15 protein-coding genes are annotated in these 14,681 nt (G+C 50.4%); 9 read left to right on the forward strand and 6 right to left on the reverse strand.

What is annotated here, in order from left to right; genetic code table 11:
- The first annotated feature begins 128 nt into the window (after positions 1-128).
- The 6 genes from ACXAF9_RS10370 to ACXAF9_RS10395 all read left to right on the forward strand — a co-directional run bounded on the left by ACXAF9_RS10370 (position 129) and on the right by ACXAF9_RS10395 (position 5,489).
- The gene (locus ACXAF9_RS10370; protein ID WP_475073711.1) at positions 129-1,064 is read left to right on the forward strand and encodes a sugar ABC transporter substrate-binding protein; all 936 of its coding nucleotides are present in this window, start codon (positions 129-131) and stop codon (positions 1,062-1,064) included.
- 47 nt (positions 1,065-1,111) lie between these two features.
- Complete coding sequence (locus ACXAF9_RS10375; RefSeq protein ID WP_475073713.1) at positions 1,112-2,668, forward strand: sugar ABC transporter ATP-binding protein; 1,557 nt, start codon at positions 1,112-1,114, stop codon at positions 2,666-2,668.
- A gap of 39 nt (positions 2,669-2,707) precedes the next feature.
- Positions 2,708-3,760, forward strand: a complete 1,053-nt coding sequence (locus ACXAF9_RS10380; protein WP_475073715.1) for an ABC transporter permease — start codon at positions 2,708-2,710, stop codon at positions 3,758-3,760.
- 128 nt (positions 3,761-3,888) lie between these two features.
- Positions 3,889-4,260, forward strand: a complete 372-nt coding sequence (locus tag ACXAF9_RS10385) for a hypothetical protein (RefSeq protein WP_475073718.1) — start codon at positions 3,889-3,891, stop codon at positions 4,258-4,260.
- On the forward strand, positions 4,261-4,836 hold the full coding sequence (locus ACXAF9_RS10390) for a substrate-binding domain-containing protein (protein ID WP_475073720.1): 576 nt from the start codon (positions 4,261-4,263) through the stop codon (positions 4,834-4,836).
- A gap of 95 nt (positions 4,837-4,931) precedes the next feature.
- On the forward strand, positions 4,932-5,489 hold the full coding sequence (locus ACXAF9_RS10395) for an HD domain-containing protein (RefSeq protein ID WP_475073724.1): 558 nt from the start codon (positions 4,932-4,934) through the stop codon (positions 5,487-5,489).
- Positions 5,490-5,518: 29 nt separating this feature from the next.
- Here the strand turns inward: ACXAF9_RS10395 and ACXAF9_RS10400 are convergent, their stop codons facing one another.
- The 4 genes from ACXAF9_RS10400 to ACXAF9_RS10415 form a co-directional block, all read right to left on the reverse strand.
- Positions 5,519-6,553, reverse strand: a complete 1,035-nt coding sequence (locus ACXAF9_RS10400) for a LacI family DNA-binding transcriptional regulator (protein ID WP_475073726.1) — start codon at positions 6,551-6,553, stop codon at positions 5,519-5,521.
- A gap of 68 nt (positions 6,554-6,621) precedes the next feature.
- Positions 6,622-6,816, reverse strand: a complete 195-nt coding sequence (locus tag ACXAF9_RS10405) for a hypothetical protein (RefSeq protein ID WP_475073729.1) — start codon at positions 6,814-6,816, stop codon at positions 6,622-6,624.
- Positions 6,817-6,892: 76 nt separating this feature from the next.
- A complete protein-coding gene (locus ACXAF9_RS10410; RefSeq protein WP_475073733.1) occupies positions 6,893-7,846 on the reverse strand; it encodes a sugar ABC transporter substrate-binding protein in 954 nt (317 codons plus the stop codon).
- A gap of 54 nt (positions 7,847-7,900) precedes the next feature.
- A complete protein-coding gene (locus ACXAF9_RS10415) occupies positions 7,901-9,046 on the reverse strand; it encodes a Gfo/Idh/MocA family protein (protein WP_475073735.1) in 1,146 nt (381 codons plus the stop codon).
- A gap of 342 nt (positions 9,047-9,388) precedes the next feature.
- Between ACXAF9_RS10415 and ACXAF9_RS10420 the strand changes: the two genes are divergently transcribed.
- The 3 genes from ACXAF9_RS10420 to iolB are packed head-to-tail and all read left to right on the forward strand — an operon-like array spanning position 9,389 to position 12,116.
- Entirely contained in the window at positions 9,389-10,243 is an 855-nt protein-coding gene (locus tag ACXAF9_RS10420) for a MurR/RpiR family transcriptional regulator (RefSeq protein ID WP_475073737.1), read from the forward strand.
- Between the two features lie 44 nt (positions 10,244-10,287).
- The gene (iolG, locus tag ACXAF9_RS10425) at positions 10,288-11,280 is read left to right on the forward strand and encodes an inositol 2-dehydrogenase (protein WP_475073740.1); all 993 of its coding nucleotides are present in this window, start codon (positions 10,288-10,290) and stop codon (positions 11,278-11,280) included.
- A 14-nt stretch (positions 11,281-11,294) separates the two neighbouring features.
- Positions 11,295-12,116: a 5-deoxy-glucuronate isomerase gene (gene iolB, locus ACXAF9_RS10430; RefSeq protein WP_475073743.1), complete on the forward strand. Its 822-nt coding sequence runs from the start codon at positions 11,295-11,297 to the stop codon at positions 12,114-12,116.
- Positions 12,117-12,218: 102 nt separating this feature from the next.
- On the opposite strand, the gene ACXAF9_RS10435 is transcribed toward iolB, so the two are convergent.
- Positions 12,219-13,022, reverse strand: a complete 804-nt coding sequence (locus ACXAF9_RS10435) for an IclR family transcriptional regulator (protein ID WP_475073748.1) — start codon at positions 13,020-13,022, stop codon at positions 12,219-12,221.
- 156 nt (positions 13,023-13,178) lie between these two features.
- Positions 13,179-14,681 carry a CoA-acylating methylmalonate-semialdehyde dehydrogenase gene (locus tag ACXAF9_RS10440; RefSeq protein ID WP_475073751.1) on the reverse strand — a complete coding sequence of 501 codons (1,503 nt, stop codon included), beginning with the start codon at positions 14,679-14,681 and terminating at the stop codon, positions 13,179-13,181.

Below are 14,681 nucleotides of genomic sequence, written 5' to 3' on the forward strand. Positions count from 1 at the left end.
ATATGTTGACCAATGAGCGCATAGAACCGGTCAGTTACGGCAAAAAGGTTCTACCGAAGCAGGAAGCTTGCCGGTTCTAATAATAAAAACAGGGTGCAACCGGGCACCACCAAGAGGATAAAAAAATAATGAAGAAACTAGCTCTTACTGCACTGGCTTCTGCCATGTTGGCTTCTCCTTTCAGCGTTAGCGCTGCCGATCTCAAAGTAGGCGTTTCCATGGCGCTGTTTGATGATAACTTTCTTACGGCTCTTCGAAACGGCATTGAAGATGCAGCCGAAGCTAACAATGTAGATGTTCAGATTGAAGATGGAAAAAACGAGGTAGGCACTCAGTTAAACCAGATTCAGAATTTTATCGCTTCTGGTGTAGACGCCATCATCGTTAACCCTGTCGATACGGACGCCACTGTCTCTATGAGCAGTGATGCAGAAGCTGCAGGTATCCCACTCGTTTTCGTTAACCGTCAACCCATCAACCTAGAGATGCTGCCTGATAACCAGGCATTTGTGGCATCCAATGAAGTTGATTCGGGTACTTACCAAACCGAAGAAGTCTGCCGTCTGATGGGCGGTAAAGGCAAAATCGTTGTCATGATGGGCGAGTTGTCCAACCAGGCCGCTTTGCAGCGCACCAAAGACATTCATGATGTGATAGCACGTCCTGATTGCTCTGGAATGGAAATCGTTGCAGAACAAACCGCTGAATGGTCACGCATTAAAGGCAACGACTTGATGACCAACTGGTTGTCCGCCGGTTTGGAATTTGATGCGGTGATTTCTAACAACGATGAGATGGCCATTGGTGCGATTCAAGCACTGAAAGCATCGGGTCGTTCGATGGACTCTGTCATTGTCGCAGGTATCGATGCAACACCGGATGCACTCGCGGCCATGAAAGCAGGGGATATGGATGTCACGGTTTATCAAAGCGCTTCAGGTCAGGGTAAAGGCTCTGTAGAAACAGCTGTCAAGCTGGCCAAAGGCGAAGAGGTAGACAAAAAAGTTTGGGTACCGTTTGAGCTTGTGACACCAGCGAATCTAGACGAATACCTTAGCAAGTAAACACCCCTATAACGCACCAACATAAAAATAAACGGAGGGATTGCGTTATGACTAGCGCATCAGCGGTGGAATTGGTGTCTGAAAGTAGCGCAATTCCAACGTCTATCAAAGCAAAGTCTGAGTACGTTTTAGAAGTGGTCGATGTCCGTAAGGAGTTTCCGGGCGTCGTCGCACTCGATAATGTACAACTGAAAATTCGACCGGGTTCCGTCCATGCATTAATGGGCGAAAACGGCGCGGGTAAATCCACCTTGATGAAAATCATTGCCGGTATCTACCAGCCAGATCGCGGTGAAGTTCGCCTGCACGGTGAGCCGATCAAGATGGAAACGCCACTCGCGGCTCAAGAAGCCGGGATTGCGATGATCCACCAAGAGCTTCTACTCATGAATCAGATGACGGTTGCAGAGAACATCTGGATTCGTCGTGAGCCTAAAAATGGCTTTGGTCTTGTTGATCATGGCGAAATGAAGCGCATGACTCAGGAGCTGTTCGATCGACTCAACATCAAGCTTGATCCAGATTCTGAGATCAGCGAGTTGTCGGTCGCTAACCGTCAAATGGTCGAAATTGCCAAGGCGGTGTCGTTTAACTCCGATGTGTTGATCATGGATGAGCCAACCTCGGCCATCACAGAATCCGAAGTTGCACATCTGTTTGAGATCATTCGAGATCTGCGCAAACGCGGTATCGGTATAGTCTACATCACCCACAAAATGAACGAGTTGTTCGAAATTGCTGATGAGTTTTCGGTGTTCCGAGACGGCCAGTACATAGGAACACACGCATCCAGTGACGTCACCCGTGATGACATCATTCGCATGATGGTAGGTCGTGACATTACCCAGATGTTCCCAAAAGAGGAGGTCGAGATTGGCGATATTGTGCTCTCGGTCAAAAACCTCACATTGGACGGTGTCTTTAATGATGTGTCGTTCGATGTTCATGCCGGTGAAATCTTAGGCTTTGCGGGCTTGGTTGGCTCGGGCCGATCCAACGTGGCAGAGGCGATCTTCGGGGTGACTCCAGCGGATTCAGGCACCATCAGCATCAACGGTGATGTGGTCAGAATCAGCAGTCCGCATGATGCGATTTTGCTCGGTATGGCTTTGTTAACCGAAGACCGTAAAGAGACCGGCTGCTTCTTACCACTCGATATCCAAGAGAACATTCAATCGGCGGTTCTTCACGAGAATTACGTCAAAGGCGGTGGCTTTGTAGATGAAGCGCAACTGGCCAAAGAAAGTGAAGAAATCTGCAAGAAACTGCGTGTAAAAACGCCAAACATGTCCGAAACCATCGAAAACTTATCCGGTGGTAACCAGCAAAAAGTACTGATCGGCCGTTGGTTGTTAACGCACCCGCGTATTTTGATTCTGGATGAGCCAACCCGCGGTATCGACGTGGGCGCGAAATCCGAAATTCACTCACTGATTACCCAGCTGGCGCACAAGGGCGTGGCGGTCATCATGATCTCATCTGAGCTTCCGGAAGTGCTTGGCATGAGTGATCGAGTCTTGGTTATGCACGAAGGACATGTGACGGGCATTGTTGATCGCAAAGATGCGGATCAAGTCACGATCATGAACCTAGCGGCTCAGTAAAACGATTCATACCACCTATAAGAAAGATAAGAGGTTAACATGACAACAACGACAACAAGCAGCTCTGGCAGCCTGGTGGATAAAGAGGCCATGACCCCTGCATCCAAGAAAAAGATGCCACCTGAGTTCAGTATCCTGCTGGTACTGGTCGGTATTTCCATTCTCTTTGAGATTTTGGGTTGGTTCTTCGTAGGACAAAGCTTCCTGGCCAACATGAGTCGTCTTCAAATCATCATCCTGCAGGTATCGGTGATCGGTATCATCGCTGTGGGGGTTACCCAAGTCATCATCACCGGTGGTATCGACTTATCCTCCGGCTCTGTCGTTGCCATGTCAGCCATGATGGCGGCCACCTTTGCCCAAGACAGTAACTGGCCGAAGGTGATCTTCCCCGCGCTTACGGACTTGCCGTTTGTTGTCCCATTGATTGTCGGTTTAGCGGTGGGCGCAGCGGCCGGTTTTGTGAACGGTTGGTTGATCACGAGAACGAAAATTCCACCATTTATCGCAACCTTAGGCATGATGGTATCGGCACGTGGTGTTGCACGCTGGTACACCGATGGTAGCCCTGTGTCTGGCTTTACCGAGGGCTTTGCGATGCTGGGTAACGGTCTGGACCGTTGGATGCCGGTTGTGGTCTTCCTGATGGTCGCGGCTTTCTTCCACATCATGATGCGCTACACACGCTTTGGTAAGTTCACTTATGCAATCGGTGCTAACCCACAAGCGGCGCGTGTTTCGGGTATCAACATCGATACGCACCTGATCAAGGTATACACCATTGCAGGTTTGTTGGCTGGTTTGGCAGCGATGGTTGCGATTGCTCGAATCAAAACCGCCCAAGCGGGTATGGGCTTGATGTATGAGCTGGATGCGATTGCCGCAGCGGTGATCGGTGGTGTATCGCTCTCGGGGGGGCGTGGTCGAATCACAGGTACCGTGATTGGTGCGCTGATTCTGGGTGTGATGCTCTCGGGCTTTACCTTCTTAAGGATTGATGCCTACTACCAAGACATCATCAAAGGCGGCATCATCGTGGCAGCAGTCGTGGTGGATCAGCATCGCCAGAACAAACGCAAGAAAAAAACCTAGCGCAAAGCGCCAAGGTAAAAGACGGAAGAACCGGCCATGTGGCCGGTTTTTTTATGCTTGATGTTCGAAAAAAGCGTGGCCTATGAACTACTCTTTAGTAAGGTCATATTAAAGAATGGGGTTAAGTGATGAGCAAAATGGTGCGGTATGCAAGATCGGCTTTCGCAAGCGGTCTGGGCACGGTGGTTCTCATGTGGGCGATGCTCAGTTCTCACAACGTAATCGCTGAAGAAAAGTCGGATCGGCTTGTGATTGGTGTCTCCATGAATGACATTGATGCGTATCTGAGCTTATTGGTTAAAGGGCTAGAACGCTCTGCAGAGGCCGCCAATGTTGAATTGATCATCAAAAATGCCCAGCTTGATTATGAGATTCAGCAACAAGACATTGCCGATTTCTTAGAGGCAAAAGTGGATGCCTTGATTGTAGCGCCTGTCATCATGGATTCGACCGTATCGTTCAGCAGTGATGCCGACTTGGCCGGAATCCCACTGGTTTAAGTGAACTCCGTCCCAATCAATATAAACCTGTTGCCCAAAAACCAAACCTATGTTGGCTCTTATGAGTGGGATGCGGGGGCTTTCCAAGCTGACCTTGCGTGCGGTTTAACGGAAGGCAAGGCGGATGACGTCGTTATGACCGGGCAGCTGTTTCACAACGCGGCGTTACTTCAGACAAAAGCGGTCAATGATGTGTTTACCGAGCCACGCTGCTCCGATATGAAAATTGTTGCAGAAGCAACGGCCGAGTGGTCTCGGGAAAAAGGCAAAGCCCTTGTAGAACAGTGGCTTTCATCGGGTTTAAAATTTAAAGTGATCATTGCCAATAATGATGAAATGGCGCTGGGCGCAATCGATGCGCTAAAAGCGACAAACGGCTCTACCGAGGGCTATATCATCATGGGGGTCGATGCCACACAGGATGCTTTGGATGCAATGAAAGCGGGGGATTTAGAGGCCACTATCTTTCAAGATGCTAAGCAACAAGCCGAGCGAGCTATCCAAGCCAGCTTGACGCTGATTAAAGGTGAAACCATCGATCACCTGATTTATGTGCCTTTTGGTATTGTTACCTAAGGCAACTTGGAAACCTTTGCCAAGCAACAGCAAACGGATTGATTCGACATTGACCGCACGTTTTACACGATACAAACAGGGATGAAATGAGTTGTATGATGGATACCAAACAGGATGAGGCTTCGTTGCTCATCGAAAAAGCCAAAGCTTTTGCTACTCAGGCACACGCATCAATCGATCAAAAGCGAAAGTACACTGGCGAGCCTTACATTGTTCACCCAGAATCCGTGGCGGGCATCGTAGCAGAGGTCACTGATGATGCAGCGATGATCGCTGCCGCGTGGTTACACGACGTTGTGGAAGATACCCCAGTCACCATTGAGATGATACAAGCCGAGTTTGGTGAGGATGTTGCGGGCTTGGTGGCGGATTTGACCGATGTTTCCCAGCCAGAAGATGGCAACCGAAAGGTGAGAAAGGCGATTGATCGGGAGCATACCGCCAATGCCTCAGCCCGTGCCAAAACCGTAAAACTGGCGGATTTAATCGATAACACGAGCTCGATCACGGCACATGATGAGCACTTTGCCAAAGTGTACATGTCCGAGAAACGCTTATTACTGAACGTGCTGCGCGACGGTGACAAAACCTTGCATAAACGCGCTCAAAAACTGCTTAAAGCCTACTACAAAGGGCGACAGCAAAGCGCCTAGCGAACCCAAGCGACTAACCAGCCCAAGCGTTAGATGTTTTCCTGAATGAACAGCTCCACGGGGAGGTAAACTGGAGCGTTCGGTTCGGGGTGTTTGGTTTTGAAGTACTTGGCAAACAGATCAAATAGGTGCTGAGCAACGCGCTCTTTAGGGGTTGAGATCAGCATATCGGCATAGCCATCAATCAGAGCCTCGCGCGTATCCTTGGTCAACTCATTACACACGACAATAACGTCTTTTGCTGAACGCTCTTGGCGAAGGGTTTTGAGCATCCCGTTAGTACCGCCGCCTGCGCAATAAAGGCCGATCAAATCGGGATGATCCTGCAACATTTGGGCGGTGGCTTCGCAAGCGAGTCGATCATCATCCAAACTCATCACCGACGGTAAAAGCTCAAACGTGTTGGCATGTTCGCGAAAGTAGCAGATAAAACTGATTTCTGAGATATCTTGGTTTAGGTAGCGATGGCTACCGAGCAAGATGCCAATTTTACCGGGGGATTTGGCCAGCCTAGAGATGGTCCATGCCGCACTTCGACCAGCTTGCCGTGCATCCAACCCGATGTGTCCTGCACAACCTGAGCCTGAAAGGTAGCTGATTAAGGAGATCACCGGAATGCCATCGGCTTGTAAGGATTCGATTTGGTCATTAATGCTGGGATGATCTAAGGATACTAACGCCACTCCATCGGAGTGTTTGGCAGCCGTGGTTAGACTATCAAGGATAAAGCTTGGGTTGATCTCATCCATAAACACCAAGTCTACTTGCCAATGAAATTGATGCTGGTGGCGTTTTGCGGCCTCACGAATGGCATCACCAAGCCCCACATAGAATAGATCGTCACTGCGTTGGAGTAGAATCGTAATTTTCTTTTTAGGCCGTGTGGATACGAATCGTTGGCGAATCAGACCTGAAGCGTGATAACCGATCTCTTCGGCGGCCAGAATAACGCGTTGTGCGGTGGACTCGCGGACTTTGGATCGGCTGTTGAGGACGCGATCAACGGTCGCGACGCTCACGCCCGCGGCTTTCGCCAAATCCTGTATGGTGGGTCGTTTCGACATAGCATTTCTTATTCTTTTTTATGGCACAAGTGGGCAATCGCAGCGAGTGCGCTTACGTGTGTCTAGGGTTACTGCTCCTCGTCTTCCTCATCCCAAGCGTAAAAGAAGTGGTAGATGCAGTAGGCGGTAAAACCGCTGAAAATCATGCCCCACAAGGGTTGCTGAGTTGCCCATTCAGAAATGGCCCACAAGGCACAAAAGGCCGTGGTAAGGATGCGTATCCAAAGGGGTTTAAAAAAATTGCGGTCTGCTGCCTTCATCATAACGGGGCCTTGTTAGCTCTTATTGTTGTTGGATTGGATCGGTAAAGCAGGTGCCCAATCAGGGCACCGACCCAGCTTACGGGTTATATTGCGATAGATTCTCTGGGGTTACCAGCTCAAAAGGTACCCAAATTTGCCGATCCGTTGGCTGATCTTTGGCCAACTTAACGGCTGTATCAATCGTCACCTCGCCTTGGCGCGTGGCATTTTGAAAGACGGTAACGTCCAGCTCATTTGCGCTCATGGCTTGAAGCCCATCGGGCGTTGCATCGATCCCTGCAACAATGACGCTGTCCATCTCACGACCAAAGGCTTGCAGTGCTTGAATCGCACCAATAGCCATCTCATCGTTGTTGGCGATCACGGCATCAAACTCGATGCCCGCTGTTAGCCAGTTGGTCATCAAGTCGTGAGCCTCGGTACGAGACCAATTCGCGCTTTGTTTTTCCACAACCGAAATGCCTTTGCAGGCATCTTGTTTAAGGACTTGATAGATATCATCCGTACGAGTGATGGCCGCATGGTTGGACAGCGGGCCCATCATCACCACAATTTGGCCTTGGCCGTTCATTTGGCGGCATACCTCTTTGGTTTGCATTGTGCCTGAATCCAACTCGTTTGAGCCTACAAACGCCGTGCCCTCTGGCAGAGTGTCGAGATCAGCCGGTGGGTGATTGGTATACACCAGAGGAATACCCGCCTCAGTAGCCATCTGGGTGAGGGCTTGAGTCGAGTCGCCATCAACGGCGTTCACGATGATCACATCTACGTCGCTTGCGATAAAGCTTTGCACCTGATTGATCTGTCGCCCGATGTCCAAGTTGGCATCTTCGACTTGCAGCTCTAAACCTTGTGTTTTTTCAGCTTGCTGTTTCATGCCATTTAATAAAATGGTCAGGAAAGGGTTATCAAACGATGTCATCGTAATGCCGATGTTCAGCTTGCCATCGTCGGCAAAGGCGAGCGGCGCTACGCATGCGCTGGTGGTAAGGAGGGCAGAGGCTAACCCGTTTTTTATCCATTTTTTCATGGTGTAGCTCCTTCTGGTTGTATAATGGGGGCTAAAGCCCCCCCGTATCATCGCTCAGCTCAGCGTGATCCATTTGCACTTCTCGAATGACTCCTCAGCGGCATCCATGATGCGATTGACGTTATAGGCGGCACGAAAATCCGGCCAAAGGGTCTTATCCAGTGCAATGCCTTCGATTAAGTCGCGTACCTCAACCGCTTTCATGTCGTTATAGCCAAGGCCGTGACCGGCCGAGACGCAAAAGTGTTTGTAGTCGGGGTGTTCTGGGCCTGTCAGAATCCGGCGAAAGCCTTGACGGGCCGAGTCTTCGCCCGCGGTAAAGAGCTGTAACTCGGATAGGGTTTCTTGATCGTAAATCAGCGTACCTTGTGTGCCGGTCACCTCAAACCACAACCCATTTTTGCGACCCCAGGCAATGCGCGAGGATTCCAACGTGCCAATGGCTCCGTTTTCAAAACGCACCATCATATGAACTTGATCATCGTTCTCGACGGTGCCGGTTTGGCCAGGCTCGTTCGGGATAGGGCGTTGCTTGTGCACGGTTTGTAGATCGGCACAGATCTCCTGAATGGGGCTGACTAAAAACTCAGCCATGTTGATGATGTGCGAGCCCATATCACCCAATGTACCCGCACCCGAAAACTTACGCTTCAAACGCCATGTGAAGGGCAGGTTTTGATCGGCCAAGTAGTCTTCGTTAAAGGTGCCCCTAAAGTGGACAATCTCGCCAATCTCGCCACGTTCGATGATTTCACGGGCTAATTGGACGGTCGGGTTCTTGGTGTAGTTAAAGCCTACTAGGGTTTTGACACCCGCTGCTTCCGCCGCTTCGGTCATCTCCAGTGCGTCTAGGGCATTAAGCGCCAACGGTTTTTCGGAATACACATGCTTGCCCGCGCGAATGGCCTCAAGCGCCATGGTTTTGTGTAAATGGTTGGGCGCACAGATATCAACGATGTCGATCGACTCATCATGTACTAGGGCTTTCCAATCGCCCGTAGAGCGCAAAAAACCAAACTCTTTGGCTTTTTTCGCGGCCAACTCTTCGTTGACCTCGGCCAGCATATCGCAGACGACATGCGCATTAAGATCAAAAACAGCCGGTGCGTTACGAAAGGCAATGGCGTGGGCTTTACCCATGCAGCCTGATCCAATCAGGCCAATGTGTAGGGTCGGTTTCTGTGCACGTGAAGCAGGCATGACCTTTCTCTTTTGTTGTTATTGGTGATCGTTACAAATCCATTGAACAATCAAATTTAGAATGAATGTTTCATTTATTCAATATTTGATAAAAATAAATCTTTTTAAAGTGGGTTTTGAGGTTTTTGGGTTGACAAGGGAGGGTTTAATCGATCATTCTGGAAAAAATATTCTAAAAATAAAACGATTGAACCAAGTGTTCGATCATTACTCAAAATGAATGCTAAGGGTATTGGACGCACAGCGTGCTTGGATGACACGGAATAGAAGTTGGAAAAAATAGAAAATTTATTCCATTGATGTATGATTTCGCTACCCGTCATTGATTTTGAAGTAAGTGGCATGAGCGAAAACATAATGCTGGATAAAGCCCCAACGTCTTTATCGGATCTAAAAGCGACCATTACTGAATACCACCCAAAGTTAAGCAAGCGCTTACGTCAGGTGGCCGAATATCTCTTGGAAAACCCCAGTGAGATTGCTTTCGGTACAGTTGCGGTCATCTCAAAAAACGCAGGTGTCCACCCGTCAACACTCGTGCGATTTGCGAACGCATTTGGTTACAGCGGCTTCAGCGAAATGCAACGTCTGTTTCAACAGAAGTTGATCGAAGAGGCCCCAAGCTACCAAGAGCGGATTCGAATCGCCCGTGAGGAGTTGGGCGACGAAGGGGAGGAATCCCCAGCGCACTTGCTAAAGCAGTTTGTACACGCCAATGCGAACGCGCTTCAGCACTTAGCCGACATCACGAGTAACGAAAACTTAGAAAAAGCGATCGATGTATTAGCCAATGCCAAAGCGACCCACATTGTGGGTGTCCGTCGGGCGTTTGTGGTGGCCAGTTACATCTCTTACGCGCTTCGGCATATCGATCGTAAAGCGTATTTGATAGACGGTGTGGGTGGCATGTTTAAAGAACAAGCCGGCTCCGTCTCAAAAGATGAAGCACTGATTGCCATTAGCTTTCATCCCTATGCGTCCGAAACGCTGGATGTGGCCAATGAAGCGGTCGAGAAAAACGTGCCACTGATTGTCATTACCGACAGTGAGTTAAGCCCATTGGCATCGGTGGCCGAGGTCAGCTTTATCGTAAAAGAAGCCAGCGTTCACTCGTTCCGCTCGCTGTCTTCGTCACTGTGTTTAGCACAAGCTTTGGCCATTGGATTGGCCTATCGATTAGATAAACAGCAAGGGTGACCGCCATCTAAACCATTCGGCACCCTGCAAAGAGGAGAATAAGAATGATCAATCTTTGTGTGTTTGGTGCCGGACGAATCGGATCAATTCATACCGATAACGTTGCGCGTAACCCCAAGGTCGCCATCCGCTACGTGGTGGACGCGTACGCTCCCGCCGCCGAAAAGTTGGCCAGCAAATACGATGCGCGCGTGGTATCTGTGGAAGAGGCGTTAGCTGACCCAGAGGTGCATGGCGTGATCATCGCATCCTCAACCGATACGCATGCCGACTTGATCGAAGCCTCGGCAAAAGCCGGTAAAGCCATTTTCTGTGAAAAACCGGTCGATTTAAGTGCAGATCGGGTTCGCGCTTGCTTGAAAACGGTTGAAGAGACGGGCGTCATTTGCAACATCGGTTTTAACCGCCGTTGCGATCCACAGTTTCGTGCCATCAAAGAAGCGATCGAAGGCGGTAAGGTGGGTCAGTTAGAGATGCTGTCGATCACCAGCCGAGACCCATCTCCACCGCCGGTTGAATACATCAAGGTATCGGGTGGTTTGTTCCGCGATATGATGATCCACGACTTAGATATGGCGCGTTTCCTATTGGGTGAAGAGCCTGTCGAAGTGTACGCAACCGCAAGCTGCCTAGTAGACCCAGCTATTGGTGAAGCAGGGGATGTGGACAGTGCCTTGGTGACGCTTAAAACCGCCTCTGGCAAGCTGTGTCAAATCAGCAACAGCCGTCGTGCTGCGTATGGCTATGACCAGCGTGTCGAAGCCCATGGTTCAAAAGGGATGGCCCAGATTGGGAATGACCTTGAAACTAACTTAGTGCTATCGACCGATAACGGTGTATCGGGTGCGAAACCGCAGCACTTTTTCCTTGAACGTTACGAAAAAGCCTACCGCATTGAGCTTGAAAACTTCATCGATTGCATCGAAGGCACAGCTGAGCCTATCGCCAACACCTTTGATGGTTTGCAGTCGATTTTGCTCGCCGATGCTGCGGCGGAATCGGTCGCCACGGGTAAGCCGGTTCGATTAGCTAACTGATTCACGAGGTCGTTATGTCACGTTTATTATCCAAAGCGCAGTCGCCCGATCAAAACGGCTGTATCCAAAACATTACGCCTGAATCCGCAGGCTGGGAGTACGTCAGCTTTTCGGTGTTTTCGCTAAAAAAAGGAGAAACGCTGGAGCAAGCAACAGAAGATCAAGAAGTCTGCCTAGTGCTCGTAACCGGTAAAGCCGATGTAAAAACTCGAACAGAGTCATTCACCGACCTTGGCGAGCGTACCAGCGTATTTGATCAAAAAGCCCCCTACGCGGTTTATGTCCCTAACGATGATCAGTTTACTGTAACCGCAACGACCGATCTTGAACTGGCCGTGTGCAAAGCGCCTGGGTTTGGTAATTACCCAACGCGTCTTATCACGCCCGATATGTGCAGCTACGAAACCCGTGGTATTGGGACGAACCAGCGTCACGTGTGCAACATTTTGTTTGGCAACATGGCCGCAGACAGCTTATTGGTTTGCGAGGTGATCACACCCGATGGTAACTGGTCGAGCTACCCGCCGCACAAACATGATACGGATAACGAGCCACATGAGACCCATCTGGAAGAGACCTACTATCATAGGATCAATCCAGAGCAGGGGTTTGTGTTCCAGCGCGTGTACATGGATGATCGTAGTATCGATGAGACGATGAGCGTTGAAAACCACGGCGTGGTGATGGTCCCGGGTGGGTATCACCCTGTGGGTGTGCCTCATGGGTATGATTCTTACTACTTGAATGTGATGGCAGGGCCTGCGCGTAATTGGATCTTCCATAACGACCCAGATCATGAATGGATCATCGAGCGGGATAAACAGCTCGCGAAGTGATCCTTGTGAGGTAGCGTGTCTCTCAGAGTCAAAACGTTTGCCCTTTAATGAAGATTAAAGGGCTTTTTTGTGCGCTCATGTTTGTTGCGTGCTGCGCAAAGATTACTGTTCGATACGGTTTTTCTCGGCGTTACTGATCATCAAGGACAGCTCGTTAGCGGCCTCGCGCATGACAGGTAGGTAGTCTAAGAGTTGATCCAAGGTTTTTCGGATAATCGGGGCATGGCAAAAGAGCCCTGCGACCATACGCCCCTCATCGTTAAAGACCGGCACCGAGCACGCACACATTCCGTCAATGAACTCCTCGTTATCAGTTCCGTATTGGCGCTCATAGGTTTCGATAAGATGCGCCATCAATCGCTCAGGGTCGGCGATGGTGTTTCGCGTCACAGGCTCCATCGCTAACGAAGCTAAAATCCGCTTTACTTTGGCTTTGGGCAGGGTGCTTAAGTAGAGCTTTCCACTGGCCGTGCACCACGCCGGTACCCGCGAGCCGATGGGCAAGTGAACTTGCAAAGGCCAGTTGGCTTGGATGCGATCGTAATAGATCATCTCGGTGCCATCCGGTATCGCGATGCCGCAGGTTTCCCCCACTTGGGTGGACAGCTTTTCGAGGATGGCTCGACGCTCCGCTTTGTAGCGGCCGGTGTAGAGGGCGTTTAACGATAGGCGATGCATGCGATCGGCCACGACTAAATTGCCCCGCATGTTGGTCTGTAAAAAACCCTCGGCTTCAAGGGTCTGTACAAGGCGGTGGGTAGTGGCTTTGGGGATGTCGAGTTGGAAGGCCAAGTCGGTGACCGACAAGGGATGATTGCTTAAAGCAACGGCTTCCATAATTTCCAACACACGGACAATGGAGGAGCCTTTCTCACGGCGTGAAGCTTCCTTCTCGTGTTTACTCATACACCCTCGTATCTTGTTACATCACTGAACCGAATGTCAGCGGGTTAATCCTAAGTTTTGAGTATATCAAACCCTTGATTCAAAAGAGGATGATTAATTGCCGTACAAAAAAAGCAGGCCGAAGCCTGCTAAAGGATGACCCTACAGCGAGGACGCTTACTTCATCGTTGGCATTGAGAATTCAGCGCCAGCACGGATACCGGTTGGCCAACGTTTTGTGATGGTTTTCATGCGGGTAAAGAAGCGTACTCCGTCTGGGCCGTGCATGTTCAACGGCCCAAAGATGGAGCGTTTCCAGCCACCAAAGCAATGGAAGGCCATCGGGACAGGAATTGGCACATTGATGCCGACCATACCCACTTTGATCTGCTCCTCAAATTGACGCGCCGTATCACCATCGCGGGTAAACAAGGAGGTGCCGTTGCCGTATTCATGCGCGTTAATCATCTGAACCGCTTCATCAAAGTTCTTTACGCGCACAACACACAAGACAGGGCCGAAGATCTCCTCTTGATAGATCTTCATATCGGTTGTGACCTGATCAAACAGCGTTGGCCCAACAAAGTAGCCGTTTTCGCAGCCTTTCACTTGGTAGTTACGGCCATCGACGATGAGTTCTGCCCCTTCGTTAACGCCTTGATCGATGTAACCGAGCACTTTTTGTTGATGCTCTTTGGTTACCAATGGCCCCATGTGTGGCTCTGGATCTTGACCGGTGCCAGGCCCAACACGCATCTGATCAATCTCTTTGGTCAGTTTTTGGATAAGGTTATCCGCCACATCATCACCGACACACACGGCGACCGAGATTGCCATGCAGCGCTCGCCAGCCGAACCGTAGGCTGCACCCATCAAAGAGCCCACCACTTGCTCCGGGTCGGCGTCGGGCATCACTACCATGTGGTTTTTAGCGCCGCCCAATGCTTGGCAGCGTTTGCCGTGTTGGGAGGCTGTGGAGTAGATGTACTCGGCAATCGGGGTAGACCCCACAAAGCTTACCGCCTGCACACGTGGCTCGGTCAGCAGTAAATCCACCACCTCTTTATCCCCATTGACCACGTTAAACACGCCCTCCGGTAATCCTGCATCCACCAACAGCTTAGCCAGCATCAAGGTCGAGCTTGGGTCTTTTTCGGATGGCTTCATCACAAAGGTGTTACCGCAGGCGATGGCAACGGGGAACATCCACATCGGAACCATAACCGGGAAGTTAAAGGGAGAAATACCGACACACACACCCAAAGGTTGCATCAGCGATTGTGAGTCCACATTGCGGCCCACGTTTAAGCTGTATTCGCCCTTTTGAAGGTGCGGAATGCCACAGGCAAACTCGACGACTTCCAAGCCGCGGGTGATCTCGCCTTGGGCATCGGAGAAGACCTTGCCGTGCTCTTCGCTGATCAAGCGCGCCAGCTCGTCACGGTTCTCTTCCAAAAGGGTTTTAAATTTGAACAACACGCGGGCACGAATCACCGGTGGGGTTTTGGACCATGTGGCAAAAGCAGCATCGGCTGCATCTACGGCTTTGCGCGCTTCGTCGGCACTGGATAACGCGACTTGTGCGGTTTGCTCGCCGGTTGCTGGGTTATACACCGGTGCAAATCGGTTCGATTCGCTGTATGTCTCTTGGTTGTTGATTAAGTTACCGAGGGTCTTCAT

Source organism: Neptunomonas sp. ABH4_499 (assembly GCF_056160565.1).

Coding starts and splice junctions, on each gene's coding strand:
- ACXAF9_RS10370 (WP_475073711.1), top strand. CDS start 129: ATGAAGAAACTAGCTCTTACTGCACTGGCTTCTGCCATGTTGGCTTCT.
- ACXAF9_RS10375 (WP_475073713.1), top strand. CDS start 1,112: ATGACTAGCGCATCAGCGGTGGAATTGGTGTCTGAAAGTAGCGCAATT.
- ACXAF9_RS10380 (WP_475073715.1), top strand. CDS start 2,708: ATGACAACAACGACAACAAGCAGCTCTGGCAGCCTGGTGGATAAAGAG.
- ACXAF9_RS10385 (WP_475073718.1), top strand. CDS start 3,889: ATGAGCAAAATGGTGCGGTATGCAAGATCGGCTTTCGCAAGCGGTCTG.
- ACXAF9_RS10395 (WP_475073724.1), top strand. CDS start 4,932: ATGATGGATACCAAACAGGATGAGGCTTCGTTGCTCATCGAAAAAGCC.
- ACXAF9_RS10400 (WP_475073726.1), bottom strand. CDS start 6,553: ATGTCGAAACGACCCACCATACAGGATTTGGCGAAAGCCGCGGGCGTG.
- ACXAF9_RS10405 (WP_475073729.1), bottom strand. CDS start 6,816: ATGATGAAGGCAGCAGACCGCAATTTTTTTAAACCCCTTTGGATACGC.
- ACXAF9_RS10410 (WP_475073733.1), bottom strand. CDS start 7,846: ATGAAAAAATGGATAAAAAACGGGTTAGCCTCTGCCCTCCTTACCACC.
- ACXAF9_RS10415 (WP_475073735.1), bottom strand. CDS start 9,046: ATGCCTGCTTCACGTGCACAGAAACCGACCCTACACATTGGCCTGATT.
- ACXAF9_RS10420 (WP_475073737.1), top strand. CDS start 9,389: ATGAGCGAAAACATAATGCTGGATAAAGCCCCAACGTCTTTATCGGAT.
- iolG (WP_475073740.1), top strand. CDS start 10,288: ATGATCAATCTTTGTGTGTTTGGTGCCGGACGAATCGGATCAATTCAT.
- iolB (WP_475073743.1), top strand. CDS start 11,295: ATGTCACGTTTATTATCCAAAGCGCAGTCGCCCGATCAAAACGGCTGT.
- ACXAF9_RS10435 (WP_475073748.1), bottom strand. CDS start 13,022: ATGAGTAAACACGAGAAGGAAGCTTCACGCCGTGAGAAAGGCTCCTCC.
- ACXAF9_RS10440 (WP_475073751.1), bottom strand. CDS start 14,681: ATGAAGACCCTCGGTAACTTAATCAACAACCAAGAGACATACAGCGAA.